General features: G+C 53.1%; 11 protein-coding genes. 7 read left to right on the top strand and 4 right to left on the bottom strand.

Going from position 1 to position 15,011, the window contains the following annotated elements; all coding sequences use genetic code 11:
* The first annotated feature begins 140 nt into the window (after window positions 1-140).
* Together ACV7NC_RS09390 and ACV7NC_RS09385 are read left to right on the top strand one after the other, a co-directional pair.
* Window positions 141-2,258: a PhoX family protein gene (locus ACV7NC_RS09390; protein WP_458152296.1), complete on the top strand. Its 2,118-nt coding sequence runs from the start codon at window positions 141-143 to the stop codon at window positions 2,256-2,258.
* 343 nt (window positions 2,259-2,601) lie between these two features.
* Window positions 2,602-3,639 (top strand): IS630 family transposase, encoded by a 1,038-nt coding sequence (locus ACV7NC_RS09385; protein ID WP_458151853.1) that lies wholly within the window; start codon window positions 2,602-2,604, stop codon window positions 3,637-3,639.
* A gap of 168 nt (window positions 3,640-3,807) precedes the next feature.
* On the opposite strand, the gene ACV7NC_RS09380 is transcribed toward ACV7NC_RS09385, so the two are convergent.
* Both ACV7NC_RS09380 and yaaA read right to left on the bottom strand, forming a co-directional pair.
* Window positions 3,808-4,173 carry a nuclear transport factor 2 family protein gene (locus ACV7NC_RS09380; protein WP_458152295.1) on the bottom strand — a complete coding sequence of 122 codons (366 nt, stop codon included), beginning with the start codon at window positions 4,171-4,173 and terminating at the stop codon, window positions 3,808-3,810.
* A gap of 37 nt (window positions 4,174-4,210) precedes the next feature.
* Complete coding sequence (yaaA, locus tag ACV7NC_RS09375) at window positions 4,211-4,993, bottom strand: peroxide stress protein YaaA (RefSeq protein WP_458152294.1); 783 nt, start codon at window positions 4,991-4,993, stop codon at window positions 4,211-4,213.
* 132 nt (window positions 4,994-5,125) lie between these two features.
* Between yaaA and ACV7NC_RS09370 the strand changes: the two genes are divergently transcribed.
* From ACV7NC_RS09370 to rlmD, 3 genes are all read left to right on the top strand, one after another.
* Window positions 5,126-6,607: a DegQ family serine endoprotease gene (locus tag ACV7NC_RS09370; RefSeq protein WP_458152293.1), complete on the top strand. Its 1,482-nt coding sequence runs from the start codon at window positions 5,126-5,128 to the stop codon at window positions 6,605-6,607.
* Window positions 6,608-6,911: 304 nt separating this feature from the next.
* A complete protein-coding gene (locus ACV7NC_RS09365) occupies window positions 6,912-9,572 on the top strand; it encodes a hypothetical protein (RefSeq protein ID WP_458152292.1) in 2,661 nt (886 codons plus the stop codon).
* A 186-nt stretch (window positions 9,573-9,758) separates the two neighbouring features.
* Window positions 9,759-11,111 (top strand): 23S rRNA (uracil(1939)-C(5))-methyltransferase RlmD, encoded by a 1,353-nt coding sequence (rlmD, locus tag ACV7NC_RS09360; protein WP_458152291.1) that lies wholly within the window; start codon window positions 9,759-9,761, stop codon window positions 11,109-11,111.
* A gap of 58 nt (window positions 11,112-11,169) precedes the next feature.
* Here the strand turns inward: rlmD and ACV7NC_RS09355 are convergent, their stop codons facing one another.
* Window positions 11,170-12,318, bottom strand: coding sequence for a PEP-CTERM sorting domain-containing protein (locus tag ACV7NC_RS09355; RefSeq protein ID WP_458152289.1), 1,149 nt, complete (start codon window positions 12,316-12,318; stop codon window positions 11,170-11,172).
* A gap of 155 nt (window positions 12,319-12,473) precedes the next feature.
* Window positions 12,474-13,022, bottom strand: a complete 549-nt coding sequence (locus ACV7NC_RS09350) for a DUF4231 domain-containing protein (RefSeq protein WP_458152288.1) — start codon at window positions 13,020-13,022, stop codon at window positions 12,474-12,476.
* Between the two features lie 199 nt (window positions 13,023-13,221).
* Here ACV7NC_RS09350 and ACV7NC_RS09345 point away from each other — a divergent pair, with 199 nt between their 5' ends.
* Window positions 13,222-13,593, top strand: coding sequence for a hypothetical protein (locus ACV7NC_RS09345; RefSeq protein ID WP_458152287.1), 372 nt, complete (start codon window positions 13,222-13,224; stop codon window positions 13,591-13,593).
* Between the two features lie 18 nt (window positions 13,594-13,611).
* Window positions 13,612-14,940: a tRNA (N6-isopentenyl adenosine(37)-C2)-methylthiotransferase MiaB gene (miaB, locus tag ACV7NC_RS09340; protein ID WP_458152286.1), complete on the top strand. Its 1,329-nt coding sequence runs from the start codon at window positions 13,612-13,614 to the stop codon at window positions 14,938-14,940.
* The last annotated feature ends 71 nt before the right edge of the window (window positions 14,941-15,011 follow it).

Genomic DNA, 15,011 nt, shown 5'->3' with positions numbered 1-15,011 from the left:
GGGATGGCGTAAGCTCCTCTCTTTTTTGTGATCATTAAACAATCAGATATCTATCAGGAAACTTTAATCTGGGTGTAATTAAGCTGCCATCTTCATCGGGTAAAGTGCTACTGGGCTTTGACTCAATTAAGGAGGAAACAATGAGCAGCAACTTGCACCCGGATAGCAAATTAAAAACCAATGATTCGACAACAAATGACAGCGGCAATCTATCGATGTTGGAGATTATCGAACAACATACGTTGTCACGCCGTGATTTTCTCAAATCATCCGTCAGCACCACTGCGGGCATTACCGCAATCACCGTATTGGGAACAGCCGTGGTTGGCAGCATGACCGATCTTGCCGAAGCTGCGCCATCCCCGCTTGCGCCGATCAGTTTCAACCCGGTTGCGCCGAATTTACTACCGATGACGGATGCAGTGACCGTACCGGAAGGTTACACCGCCAAGGTATTGATCTCCTGGGGTGATTCTATTACCAAGGAACCGCATTGGGATACCGTTTCGGCGATGGACGAAACCACTCAGTTGCATTGCTACGGTGCGCATACCGACGGCATGCATTATTTTCCGTTGCCGGGATTGGCAGGCAACCGCCGCGGGCTGTTGGTCAGCAATAGCGAATACTGCGATCCGCCGTTGGTCAACAATATCGCTCCGGCTTCCGATTACGCCAAAACTTCTATTACTTTGGAAATGGTGCGCGCGCAACAAGCGGCGCACGGCGTGAATATCGTCATGGTAGAGAAGAAACGCAATCAATGGTCGGTGAATCGCAACTGGCCGCTTAATCGCCGCATTACTGGCAACACGCCGTGCCGGATCAGCGGTCCGGCAGCGGGTCACGCGCTCATGAAAACCGCTGCTGATTCCAGCGGTAAGCGTGTATTGGGGACCTTGAACAACTGCGCGCATGGTTTCACACCGTGGGGCACTTACTTGACCTGCGAAGAAAACTGGAACGGTTATTTTTCCAATGAAACCGGCGATGTTGTCGGTGAATTGGATATCGATCGCAAATTCAATATTCTCAAGGGACAAACACGCTACGGCGTGGTGAAAGGCGGCTTCGGCTATCGCTGGCATGAAGTGGACGAACGGTTCCGCGCAGATTTGCACCCTAATGAGCCCAACCGTTTCGGGTGGGTGGTTGAGATCGATCCGACCAATCCCTGGAGTATGCCGGTCAAACGCACGGCAATGGGACGCACAAAGCACGAAGGCGCGCAAGTGGTGATCGACCGCTATAACAACGTCGCTTTTTACATGGGCGACGACGAGCGGAATGAGTATATTTACAAGTTTGTTTGCGCCAAGAAATGGAACGGCAACCCGCAAGCCACCGATCCCAATATGCTGGATCAGGGCACGCTGTACGTTGCCCGCTTTAATGCCGACGGCAGCGGCGAATGGCTGCCGCTGGTTTGGGGTCAGAACGGGCTGACCCCCGAAAACGGTTTTGGCAGCCAGGCGGAAGTATTGATTAAAACCCGTCAGGCAGCCGACCGGCTTGGCGCGACCATGATGGATCGCCCCGAATGGGGTGCGGCGCACCCGGCCACCGGCGAAATCTATATGACGCTGACCAATAACAGCCGCCGCGGCAATAAGCCCGCTTCCAGTAACAAGGCCGATGGCACCAGCAATGCCGGCAGTTCCAATCCGCCGGTGGATGCCGCCAATCCGCGGCCGGATAACGATTACGGTCATATTATCCGCTGGCGGGAAAACAATGCGGATGTCCGTGCCAGCGGTTTTAGCTGGGATATCTTCGCGCAATGCGGCGATAAGGCGTCAGTCAAAGTGCTGGGCGGCAGCTACAATTCCACTGGCGCCGACGGTTACAAAGGTAATATCAACGGTGACGATTACGGCGCTCCCGACGGTTTGTGGTTTGACCGGGATGGCCGCTTGTGGATTCAGACCGATCAGCAAGGCGATGCCAAAGGCGATTGGGTCAACATTGGCGGCAACGTCATGATGTGCGCCGATCCTGCCACCGGCGAAACCAAGCGTTTTCTGACCAGCCCGCCGAATTGCGAGGTAACCGGCGTGGTCACTACCCCGGACGGACGTAGCATGTTTGTCGGCATTCAGCATCCGGGTGAAGACTGGCGAACCAGCTTTACCGATCATTCAACCTGGCCGGATAACGGAAACAACGGTCCGACCACCTTTACCGGTACGTCCGTAGCGAAACCGCGCTCCTCGGTGATTGTGATTACCAAGGATGATGGCGGCGTGATCGGAACTTAGGGAAATGCTGATTAATTGACTATACGAGTGAATCACTTCGTTGCGCGATACCCGCTCCCTCGCCTATCTTGTTGATATGTCTCGGTTGCTGTGCGCCGTGCGCCTCGTGCTTCATCTCGTTCGCCGAATTAATCAGTGTTTCCTTAGGGAAGATCTGAAAAACTACTGCGCTCGGTCATGCTGCGTTGAAATCAGGTTCGAAATGCTCATTTACTTCTTGTAAATTGCGCTTTTTAACCTGATTTCGCCTTGTCTGGCCGTCGCTCGCTACCTTTTCAGAAACTCCTTATTGACTCGGCACAATAATACTTGAAATTTATGAATCGCCCCCCATCTTGTTGAAATGGAAAAAGACGACGCAAGATATTCGACGCTGGAGCAACTGCATGAACGGCGCAAGCAAGTGGTGCGGTTGCATCGCAAGGGCTACGGCGTGATGCAAATTGTTGAGCTCAGTGGGCTTTCGTATCCGACAGTTCGGTTTGCGATAGATCGGTATGAAGAAGGCGGATTTTCCGCCCTGAAGCCAGGGATGCGAGGCAAGCGTGCTGGTCAAGGGCGGGCACTGACAGAGGAACAGGAACAAGCCATCCGCAAGATCATTTGTGACAAGCGCCCGGAGCAACTGAAGATGGAATTTGCGCTGTGGAATCGGGCGGCGGTCATGCAACTGATAGAGCGGGAGTACAGCATCAAGCTGTCGGTGCGCGGCGTAGGCAACTATCTGTCACGTTGGGGTTTCACTCCCCAGAAGCCGATCAAGAAGGCCTATGAGCAGCGGCCTGAAGCCGTACAAGCCTGGCTCAACGAGCAATACCCGGAAATTGAGAAGCGCGCCAAGGCGGAAGGCGGCGAGATTCACTGGGGCGATGAAACTGCCTTGGTCAATACCGATGTGCGCGGTCGTTGCTATGCTCCGGCAGGCAAGACGCCAGTCACCTACGCGACTGGTGGTGCGCGACAGAAGCTATCGATGATTGCCGCAGTGACGAATCAGGGCAAAACACGCTGGATGATCATCGACGAGGCCTTCAACGCCGACAGGCTGATCGAATTCCTCGAAGCGCTGATCAAGGATGCCGGGAAGAAGGTATTCTTGATTCTCGACAATCTGCGGGTTCATCACAGCAAACAGGTCAAGGCATGGGTCGCTGAACGACAAGACAAAATCGAGCTGTTCTACCTGCCCAGCTATAGCCCGGAACTGAATCCGGAGGAACGCCTCAATGCCGACCTCAAGCATGCCATCGGGACGAAAGTGCCGGTGCGCACCAAGGCCAAACTCAAACTCGCTGCCACCGAACACATGGTTAAACTTGAACAATCACCCGAACGGGTCAAAAGCTTCTTTCAAGATCCGAGGGTCAAATATGCCGCTTGAAACTTCAAACTTAATCTGGCCGGATCAATAGTAAGCGAAGTTGATAACCGCTCCCGGCAAATTGCCAGGAACGCGCCCAATTGTTATTCCACTGAGTCTGAAACATATACGGCCTATGACCGATTACCGCCGTTGTTATGTTCGTTTGAAGTTGAGGTCACATCTGCATTATTCCTCCGGTTTGAACACGGCAATATGCCGGATCAATCCTTCCGCCGTGAAATAAATCCTCTCCAAGCCGTGCCGCTCGGCTTTCTCGCCGGATTCGGCATTGCTGCCGGTCATGGTGAAGGCGAATTCAACACCATCGTTTTCAATCTCCCGATAATCGGGAACAGACCAATGCGCGTCGGGAAAACGGCTAAAAAAGCGAACCATCATGTCGTGGATCGCCTCGCGTCCCCGGTATTCGCCGAAGAAGGCGGAAGTGTACGTGGCATCTTCCGCGAATAATGAATGAATAAGATCGAGCCGGTGATCGTTGGATAAGTTCACGTAGTTTCTGGCCCATTCGATGAGCGATCGGTTACTCATGGTGTGTCGGATAAAAAACGTATCATGATTACGATAATCAGGCTGCTTTAACTTCGGCGCGGGTAAACACCCATTCGTCAGCGCCGCTGTCGCTCGCGCTGAAGCGATAACCGGCCACGGTGAAATTCTTGATGCCTTCCGGGTCGGTCAACCGGTTTTGAATGATATAGCGGCTCATCATGCCGCGGGCTTTTTTGGCGAAAAAACTGATGATTTTGTATACGCCGTTTTTCTCGTCCTTAAAGATCGGCGTAATGATACGGGCGTTCAGTTGGTCCGGCTTGATCGAGTGAAAATATTCGTTCGACGCCAGGTTGATCAAGACGGCATCCTGCTGTTTTTGCAATTCCCGGTTCAATGCTTGGGTGATGGTGTCGCCCCAGAATTCGTAAAGATTGTTGCCGCGCGGGTTCTTGAACGCGGTGCCCATTTCCAGCCGGTACGGCTGCATCAAATCGAGCGGCCGCAGCACGCCGTAAAGCCCGGACAAAATGCGTAAATGATTTTGCGCGAACGCCAGATCAGCGGCTGTTAGGGTATCGGTGTCCAGGCCGGTATACACATCGCCTTTGAACGCGAGGATCGCCTGCCTGGCGTTATTCAGCGTGAACGGCCGTTTCCAGGCGAAATAGCGATTGGAATTGAGCGTTGCCAGTTTTGGGCTGATCGACATCAGTGCGCCGATTTCGCTGGGCTCCAGTTTCCGCAAGGCATCGATCAACAGCGCTGAATCGTCGAGAAAATCCGGCTGTGTATGCGTTTGTGTCGACAAAGGCGTTTCAAAATCCAGTGTTTTTGCCGGTGAAATAACAATGATCATGCGTTTTCCCCTAAAATGAAAAAATACTACCAGATTTGCTGATTGCATATCGCTTGCTTGTAATTTGGAACCAAAACCCCCAATTATGGCAAGCTGGGATCGTAACGAAATTTGAACATAGGAGCGAATAAAATGATTCGGTATCGTAATTTTTTCATTGTGTTAATTGCCGTTTTGCTGATGCCGCTCGAATTGCAGGCGCAAGGAAACGGCGTTGAAAGTCTGCGGCAAACCAGTAAGGCGTTTGCCGCGGTTGCGCGCAAAGTATCACCGTCGGTGGTGCTGATCCAGGTTGAGCGGGAAACCCAGGCGGCGCAGATGACACCGTTTGGCATTCCGTTTGGAGACGGTCAGCAATTTCCGTTCGGCGATGACTTTTTCAAGCGGTTTTTTGGCGACCGCTTTCCCGACATGCCACGTTTTAACGAGCCGGGCAAGAAACAACCGGGACGGCAGCGTTCCGTGGTCGGGCAAGGCTCGGGGTTTGTATTTGCCGCGGCCAAGCCGGGTAAAAAAACCTATATCCTGACCAATAATCACGTGGTCGAGGGCAACGACAAAATCAGCGTCAAGTTTCTCGATGGCCGGGAATTCGATGCGACCATCAAAGGCACCGATCCGAAATCGGATATCGCGGTGATCGAAATTGACGCGAGTGATTTACCGGCCATTCCGCTTGGCAATTATTCCGAATTGGAGGTGGGTGAATGGGTGGTGGCGATCGGCAATCCATTCGGCCTGAGCCATACGCTGACAGTCGGGGTGGTCAGCGCCAAAGGCCGCACTTCGCTCGGCATCAACGATTATGAAGATTTCATCCAGACCGACGCGGCGATCAATCCCGGCAACTCCGGCGGGCCGCTGGTTAATCTCGACGGCGAAGTGATCGGCATGAATACCGCGATTTTCAGCCGCAGCGGCGGTTATATGGGGATCGGTTTTGCCATTCCGATCGACCTGGTGGAACGCATTGCCAACCAGTTGATCGAGAAGGGCGAAGTGGTGCGCGGTTATCTTGGCATCATGATCCAGCCATTGACGCCGGATCTGGCGAAATCGTTCGATTTGAGCACCGACAAAGGCATTCTCATCGCGCAAGTGACCAAGAATTCACCGGCTGAAAAAGCGGGTCTCAAGCCCGGCGATGTCATTCTCAATTTCCAGGGCCGTCCGGTCAGCGATACCGGTGAGTTCCGCAATCGCGTCGCGGCGGAACAACCGGGCAGCAAAGTAACGTTCGACATCATCCGCGACGGTAAGCAGCGCACGGTTTCAGTGAATATCGACAAGCTTCCCGACAGCAAGCAAGTGGCGCAGGAAGGCTCGCAAGCCAGTGACAAGCTGGGTATCACGGTGCAGTCGATTACCGCCGAAGTGGCGCGGCAGTTTGGTATCAAACCCGGCAAAGGCGTCATCGTCACCGAAGTGGCGCCCGGATCGGTCGCGATGATGGCTGGTATCAGCCGCGGCAGCGTGATTCTCGAAGTCAACCGCAAAAGTGTTAACAGCGCCGCCGAGTTTGATCAGGCGGTGAAGAGCAGCACCAACAATAAAGTCTTGCTGCTGGTGCGTGACGAAGACGTATCGCGTTATGTGGTGCTGAGCTGGCGATAGTCTGAGCAACTTTCCCTAGCAGGCCGTTGAAAAACTCTCTGCGTTGCCGCTACGGTGTTAAAAACAAGCTCAAAATGCTCATTTATACCGCATAAACTGCGCTTTTTCGCCTGTTTTTGCCTTGTATCGGCTGCCTCGAAAACATTTTTCAACGGCCTGCTAGACCTTCCGGAGGATTTATTTCCTCCGGGCGACAAGGCCGATGCTGGGTAAAGTAAGTGTAAATATCGGCTACAATGCTTGAGCTTTTCTTGAGTGTGAACATCGCCATTGTCTTCAACTACCGAATCGAAGGTTACCCCCCATGAACGATACCGGCAATTGTAATAAATCCAAGTTTAAACCGCCTGTTGCATGGTTGCTGGGGCGAGAGCTGCTGGCAGGGCTGAAATTGATCGCGGCTTACACCTTCATGGGGGACAAGCAAGATCCCAAAGACTGGATGAAAGCGACGGTCATTCAAGCGCCGGATAAAGACCACGCCCAGGATGCTTACTGGTTCGATTTCATCGCCGATACCGGCGATGGCATGCGGGCTGTCTACAACATCGGTTATTTGTGCATGAGCGATCTCTGGGTCGTTGACAGCACCGACCAGCGCCCGGAAGACGCCGTTGCCTTATCCGGGGACGCCGGCCACGCGCAACGGCTGCCGCGCGGGGAATTTCTGTTTGTCGGCGGCGATACTGCCTATCATGTCGCCGATACGGTTTCGTTGATGGAGCGCTTTCAAACCCCGTTCAATTGCGCCTACGACGATCTGGTCAAAAACGGTCAAATCGTCGACCGGCGGCCGATTTACGGTATTCCCGCCAACCATGATTATTACGATGCGCTGGATGGCTTTAACCGGCAATTCCGCGAGCCGGTTTCACTGGATACGGGAACTGACAACGATGAGAAAGACCCGCAGCTTGGTTTGAAAGGTTTCGTTCGTACGCAAGATGCGAGCTATGTCGATATGCAATTGCCGTTCGGCTGGCGGTTATGGGGGCTCGATTCGCAAGATGGAAAGCTGGACAAGCGTCAGCAAGCGTTTTTCGTGTCCAGCTTTTGTAAGAAGCTGGTCGAAACCGGCGAACTGTTCGATAGCAGCCGTGAGGAGGCTGTGCAGCGGGAATTGCAGCAGCACGTTCCGCCAAAATTAATCGTCGTGACCCCCGAACCGAGCACGGTTTTCGGCAAATGGGCGAAACCGGATGGCGCGCTGGTGAATACCTTCCAGCGACTCGGCCTGGAGCCGAGTTTCATCGAAAGCCACGCGGGCAAATTGGAGGACGGTAAATGCCGCCTCGATATTGCCGGGGATACGCATCACTACGAGCGCTATTGGGGCAGCGACCAAAAAAATGCCACGTCTGCCAATTATGCGTCGGTGGTGGCCGGTGGCGGTGGCGCGTTTCTGCATCCGAGCCATACCGATATGGCGGAAGTGCCAAGGCGCGTGCATTATCCGCACCGCAGAGATTCGCACCAGTTGTTTACGCGGGCTTTGCTCAATCCGCTGACGGTCTGGCAAGGCGGTTATATCTGGTTGTTTGGTGGCCTGGTGGCATTCCTGAGTTATTTTGCGCTGACGATTCCGCAAAGCACCGTATCGGTTTTTCAGCAGATTTTTAACGGTTTTCATCCGGTGCTTGCAAATAATGACGGGCTATTGTCACGAATCCAATCGGCCCTGCACGTCGATCTTTCCGGGGCGAATGCCGGCTTTTTTAATAGCAGCTATTGCTTCCATCTAATCGCCATCGGCTTATTCGCGGCTTTGCTACTCATCATGTGGCGAGCGGCGAAACCTCCGAAGCAGACGGGTGAGCAAAAGGAATCCGGCAAGCTGCAGAAATTCATGGCAAAAGTCACGGCGCCGGTTGTGTTGCTGGAAGCCAACCTTAAGGCCGACGCCGATGCATGGCGGAAAAGCGTTGCAGTATTCATGGCACCGGTGCTGGTTGGTATGTTGTTATTGATGTTACTGATGATCAACCGTGATCAGCCGCATCCGTTGATGGCCGGTCTGCTGATGGTGATGTCGAGTGTGGTCGCGATATTACTGCTTTGTATAAGCCGCCGCTACCGGGATATATTGAATCAACGCAACAAAACGCACCGTGACACCTCTGTTTTTCCTGCCGGTTTTTATGAAAAACTTGGAATCGCACCGGAGATGGCTCTGGAAGCGCTACCCTTCTGGGGATACGGCGTATTAGCCGCCGCCTATCTGATTTTCGGCATGTTGCGTTATGGGACCTATTCGACGTCCGTCATGACATTCAATTTGTTGATCGTCATCGTGTGGTTAATCATGACAGCCGGCTTGATCGCGGTTGCCTATTTCTGGGGCGGACAATTATTCAGCAAGGCAGCCGGTAAAATCCGGCTGGCGCTGATTGCCGCTTGGTGCACGTTTTTGTTGTTAACGGTGCCGGTCTGTTTGGCGCTATATGCCGATTGGATGAGCTTATTGATCATCGCCGCCGCAGCAGCAGCGGCAACATGGCTGGCCGGGCGGATTTTTGCGCTGGATCATTTGGTAAATAAAGAATTTCCTTTGAGCGATCAAACCAGGCTGGGATATTTTCTGCTGGCTGCATGGTTTGTGGTCGGAATTTTTGCGTTGATCGCCGCAACTCATGGCCAGCCTATCCCGGTCGACGGATTGCGGCTGCTGGCTGCATTTCTCGCAGGTGCGGTTTTTAGTTGTATTTGGCTGGGCTGGTATTTTGCCGCCGCTTTAGCATTTAACGGTCACAATAACGAAGCCGGCGGCGGCAGCCGCTCCGAACGTTACCGGCACATGATCCGTTTCAAATTGACTGACGATAGCTTGACCGGCTATGTCATCGGCATCGATCAGCCGGTTGAAGATTTTACCCAGGAAAAATCGCCGGTTTTCCGCTTGGTCGATGTGTTTACCATCCGCTGCAACGGCAGTAAATCGGGCAACGATGCGGGAGCGGCAAACTGAAACACCGGCTTGTTCTATCAACCTAAGGAAACACTGATTAATTCGCTTGAGCAAGATGAGATGCAAGGCGGATGGAGCGCAAGAAACGAGACATATCAATCGGATAAGCGAGTTTTTGAGCACCACCCAACGCAGCAAATCGCTTGCGCAGACAATTAATCAGCGTTTCCCTAACCGTAAACCGTCATGACCGATTGGTTCGAAACGAATGTCGAGTCGCTGAAACTCGACGGCAAAGGAATTACGCAGCACGGCGGCAAACCGCTGATCATCGGTGGCGCGCTGCCGGGCGAGCGGATCCGGTACGAAGTGGTGAAATCGAAACCGCGTAACCATATCGGTCGGCTTATCGAACTGCTGCAGCCGAGTTCGCAACGAGTAACGCCAAGTTGTCCGCATTTCGGTTTCTCGCAAGGCGCGTGCGGCGGCTGCTCGTTGCAGCATCTCGATGCAACGGCGCAACTGGCGCTGAAACAGCAAGCGCTGGAAGAAATGCTGTGGCATGCCGCCAAAATCCAGCCGGAAAGTCTGCTGCCGCCGGTCGACGGCCCTATTTGGGGTTATCGCCACCGGGCGCGATTGTCGGTGCGTTTCGTGCGGTGCAAGGGTATCCAACTGATCGGATTTCATGAACGCGTGCGCGGTTTTGTCGCCGATATGCAATCGTGCGCGGTGTTGCCGGAAAAGGTTTCCAGCTTATTGATGCCGCTGCGCGAATTGATCGCCGGTTTGTCGATACGCGACCGCTTGCCGCAGATCGAAGTGGCGGTCGGCGCCCATGCCATCGTGTTGGTGGCGCGCGTGCTCGATCCGCCCAGCGATGAAGACCGCGAAGCGCTGCTCGCGTTTGGCCGCCAGCATGGCGTGTCGATGTGGCTGCAACCCGGCAATCCGCAGACCGCGGCACCGATGCTGGAAGCCGATGCCGATCTGTTAACGCTGGAATTGCCCGGATTCGGCATTACCCTGCCCTTCGTACCGGCCGACTTCACCCAAGTCAATCATCAACTCAATCGGCAGTTGGTCAGCCGCGTGGTTGAACTGCTGGCACCGCAGCCAGACGAGGTCGTCGCCGATTTTTTTTGCGGTCTGGGCAATTTCACCCTGCCACTCGCCACCCGTGCGCGCCAGGTAATCGGTCTGGAAGGCGCGGATACGCTGGTCGCGCGCGCCGGACAAGCCGCACGGCAAAACGGTCTGGCGGAAAAAACTGCATTCTTTGCACGCGATCTGTTTAAATGGACGCTGGGTGACTGGAATCAACTGCTGCAAATCCACGGCCGTATCGACCGCGTACTGATCGACCCGCCGCGCGCCGGTGCTTTGGCCGTCGCCGAAACACTGGCGGCGACACCCACTAAACCACAGCGCATTGTTTACGTCTCGTGCAACCCGGAAACGCTGGCGCGCGATACCGCCATCCTGGTGCAGAAAGGCGGCTGGCAACTGCGCGCCGCCGGCGTCGTCAATATGTTCCCGCACACCGCGCATATTGAATCGCTGGCGGTGTTTGAACCGGCGGGATTGGAAAAACCTTGATTCATAAATGACAGGCTAAGATACTTGCAGAATTCCGGGATACTTGCTGTTTGCGGGATCAATAGTTTGTCAGCTTAAACAACCTGTTTCTCCTGAATGCCATCAATCCAAGCCCCGCCAACAACATCACGTAGGTTTGAGGTTCTGGAACTGGGGTTATAGGCGTTAGCAAGAATGCAGATTGACCTGTAAACGGAATGAGTCCGTTACCGATAACTTGACCTTCATCGTTGATTCCATTTGCAAATAGCATGAAAAATTCGAAAAGAATGGGTAAGCTTAGTAGATTTGTGAAAATTCCATCACTATATAACATTGCATTACTGAATTCGCCGGGATTAAATATTACTTGCCCGAAATTATTGATTTCTCCGTCCGATGGAGAAAAAGTAGTATCCATGATTGGGCTTAGATAATCCATATCTTCACCATTTGACTCCGTGATAAATGGAGTATAGGCATTGGGATAGAACGGATCATCTACATTGCCAACAACTTGCCCATGATCGTTAATAGAGCTAGCATAGCTATTACGTGCACCCAAAGTGCCTAAATCTCTCATGCCGATCCCGTTAGGGCCTGTCATGAATGCATGAACAGATCCATCAGCGGTTTCTGACCATCCCACCACTTGCCCTGATTCATTGATCGCCCGTGCATAACTGTTCTTCCCGCCAAGAGTCCCTAGATCAATCATTCCAACACCGTTCGGTCCGGTCATGAACGCATGGGAATCACCCCCGAGCGTACTTGATGTACCGATGACTTGCCCAGAATTATTGATATCATATGCAAAAGAATCCTTTCCCCCAAGTGTTCCGATAGAACGCAAGTTTTCGCCATTTGCATCGGTAATAAATGCGCCGATACCACCACCGATACCAGTGATCTGCCCTGAATCATTAATGGCGCTAACCCACCCACCACTCAAATCAAAAGTCTTGATGATTCCTTCACCGTCTGGTCCGGTAATAAAATGCTGGTTTGTTCCGGTATATCTGCCAACAATTTGCCCAGAATTATTAATATCCGCCAGTTCAACGCCATCAAATATTTTGATGGTCCATTCTGTTCCTGCATTGGCAGACATTGCGATTGATGCCGATAAAATTCCGGCAATCAGTATTGAATAATGGTTTTTGATCATTTCTTTTATCCTTTTCGATTGGTTTTTATTAAGTTCTCTCTCGGTACCCAGAACCGCCATGAGATCATTTGCCTCGTCTTGAGGCGGTGGAAAAACTGGCATGCGAATTTTGGAAATTTTATTTTAAGGCAAATGATTTCGCTATAAAAGATATATTCATCGGTAATCTGTATTTTCTGATATAAAAAGGCCATGCAGAGGCATCCCGTGCAGCGTCATGCGCCAGGGTTTTGTTTCTTATCTTGCGTAGCTTGGTTGGTGGCATTGATCCACTTGGCATGCTCGGTCGAGATTTGTTCTTCGATTCGTTCGGCGAGCAAGGTCAGGCGCGCGGGTTCATCCTGGTCACGATACGGGCCGGCGGCAGACAGGAACAGGAATTTTTCGTGTTTGAGGCGCTCGGCGGTTGAGCGGTAGGCCGTCCATAAGGTGGAATATTGGTTGATTTGCTCGATACCCGCGAGGAGCGCAATGGCGGCACCGGACAAAGCAGTCAGCCATTTGGCAATGCTCGGTTCGGCCAGATTGAAAACCGGGATCATCACCGCGCAGGCGACTTGTGCAATGCGGAGTCCTTGGTACCTATTTTTGCAGGATGCGCTTTTGCTCGCATACCATTTGCGCTGCTCTTCCAGGCGTTGCCATGCCGGATGCATTCTGATCGGTTCCGGGATATTCAATTCGTTGGCATCAGGCTGACCGGGTTTTGTCATCGCTTTGTCCTCGCTGGAGTGGATGGGTACGGTAATTGAGGTGATAAGCATATACCAACCGGTGCGGCGAAATGCGCTATTTTGTTTCAATCAGTGGAAGTGCAAGGTGTTCACCGCGACAAAATCATTGCTATCGATTTTCGCTTTCGCGTATCATTACGCCCTCAAAGACCTGACAGTGATTTAGAATCCAAATCCATGTTTCTTGACTGTTTTCTCGAGTTCCGATGGTTTCTGTGCGAGTGCTGATATGATGATACACCTGCGAATCCGGTTATGGGGTCTGGTGGTGCTGTGCGCTTTGTTGGTGCAACCGGCGATGGCGCAGCAAACGCGCAAGTTTCCGGAAGACAGCAGGCTCGGCAATTTGACGGCGGTGTCGTTTCCGCAGTTCACCATCGACGGGATGCAGTTCATCATGGGGCCGGGCGGGCAGATTCGCGGGGTGGATAATCTGATTATTATGCCGTCGATGGCGAGCTATTCCGGGTTGATCCGCTATCAGCTCGATATGACCGGTTATTTGCAGCGGGTGTGGTTTTTGACGCCGGACGAGGTCAAGGATGCGGAAAGTCAAGGTCAGCAGTTGCCCGCGCCGCAGCGGCGGTTTTTATTTTTTTAAGTGGATGTCAGTGGATTCGTGAGTAACAAGCTTTATATCAAAACTTTCGGTTGCCAGATGAACGAGTACGACTCGGAGAAAATGGCCGATGTGCTGCATGCCGCGTACGGTATGGAAGCAACCGACGATCCGGCGCAAGCCGATATTATTTTGTTCAATACCTGTTCAGTGCGCGAGAAAGCGCAGGAAAAAGTGTTTCACGACCTGGGCCGGGTGCGTCACTTGAAAGAGCGTAATCCCGATTTATTGATCGGCGTCGGCGGTTGCGTCGCCAGCCAGGAAGGCAAGGCGATTGTGAGCCGCGCGCCGTTCGTCGACGTGGTGTTCGGGCCGCAAACGTTGCATCGCTTGCCGCAATTGATCGAAACCCGCCGTTCCACCGGCCGTTCGCAAGTCGATATCACGTTTCCGGAAATCGAGAAATTCGATCATTTACCGCCTGCGCGCACCGAAGGCGTCACTGCGTTTGTTTCGATCATGGAAGGTTGCAGCAAGTATTGCAGTTATTGCGTGGTGCCGTACACGCGCGGCGAGGAAGTGTCGCGCCCGCTTGGCGACGTGCTGACAGAGATCGCCGTGCTCGCCGATCAAGGCGTGAAGGAAATCAATTTGCTCGGGCAAAACGTCAATGCTTATCTAGGCGTGATGGATGACGGCGAAATCGCCGATTTTTCGTTATTGCTGGAATGCTTGCACGACATTCCCGGCATCGAGCGCATCCGCTATACCACCTCGCATCCCAAAGAATTCACCACGCGCCTGATTCAGTCGTATGCGCAATTACCGAAATTGGTCAGTCACTTGCACTTGCCGGTGCAATCCGGTTCCGACCGGATCCTGGCGGCGATGAAACGCGGTTACAGCGTGCTCGAATACAAGTCGATCATTCGCAAGCTGCGCGCAATCCGTCCGCATCTTTCGTTATCGTCGGATTTTATCGTCGGCTTTCCCGGCGAAACCGAAGCCGATTTCGAAGCGACCATGGCACTGATCGAGGAAATGAATTTCGACGAATCGTTCAGCTTTATCTACAGCCAGCGCCCCGGTACACCGGCGGCGGATCTGTCCGACGATACGCCGCAAGAAGTGAAGCTGGAACGGTTGCAGCGGCTGCAAGCGCAAATTCAGCAACAAGCGCGCAAAATCAGCCAGCAGATGGTGGGGACGGTGCAGCGCGTGTTGCTCGACGGGCCGTCGAAGAAAAATCCCGAAGAGCTGGCCGGTCGCACCGACAACAATCGCGTCGTCAATTTGCCGGGTGATCCGGGGTTGATCGGCTGTTTCGTCGACGTGCGCATTACCGAAGCGCGCGCGCATTCATTGCGCGGCGAAATGGTCGATGAATAGCCCTTTGCAGCGCCATCGATGAAGCCATTCCGGGGAAAAGGCCTGTTTTAAACAGGGTTTTGGTACTTGCA

The organism is Nitrosomonas limosa, from assembly GCF_054188085.1.
The sequence above is the reverse complement of the archived record's forward strand: the minus strand, read 5'-3'. Positions and strand labels throughout refer to the sequence as shown.